Annotated in this window: 1 protein-coding gene; it reads right to left on the minus strand. The window is 44.1% G+C overall.

Features of this window, described 5'->3' with window-relative positions; translation table 11 throughout:
- Positions 1-96: 96 nt before the first annotated feature.
- Positions 97-231 (minus strand): hypothetical protein, encoded by a 135-nt coding sequence (locus tag AAEZ18_RS18435; protein ID WP_350552621.1) that lies wholly within the window; start codon positions 229-231, stop codon positions 97-99.
- Between the last annotated feature and the right edge of the window lie 152 nt (positions 232-383).

Raw genomic sequence — 383 nt, forward strand, 5'->3', positions numbered from 1 at the left:
TGCCAGCCTGAGCCCGATATCGACAGCTTGTTACCCTGGAATTTTAAAACATAGGTGTAGTTCGCTAGACGCTCACAATAAAGCGGTAGGGCTAGTCTATAGTCCTGCGCTTTCATCGCGCCCTGAGGATAAACGGGTACGAGCGGTCATCGACATTATTGCTTCGCAGAGAGGTTGTGCAATCGATATGGCGTTTTTATCATCGAAGGTTTTCTTGTCCCCAAGTCGCAATCAAGTCCTAATTGCTCAGCCCAGCTCCTGATGATAGACCTGTAATATGAATAGCTTATTGGTTGATTAGAGCGACGTATACTCCGAAACAAATAATCACTGGGTTGCAATTTAACTTCTTGAATCCAATGGATAATACTTTGTTGTGTTCT

This window comes from Pseudoalteromonas sp. 19-MNA-CIBAN-0066, assembly GCF_040308705.1.
Classification (GTDB): Bacteria; Pseudomonadota; Gammaproteobacteria; order Enterobacterales; family Alteromonadaceae; genus Pseudoalteromonas; species Pseudoalteromonas nigrifaciens.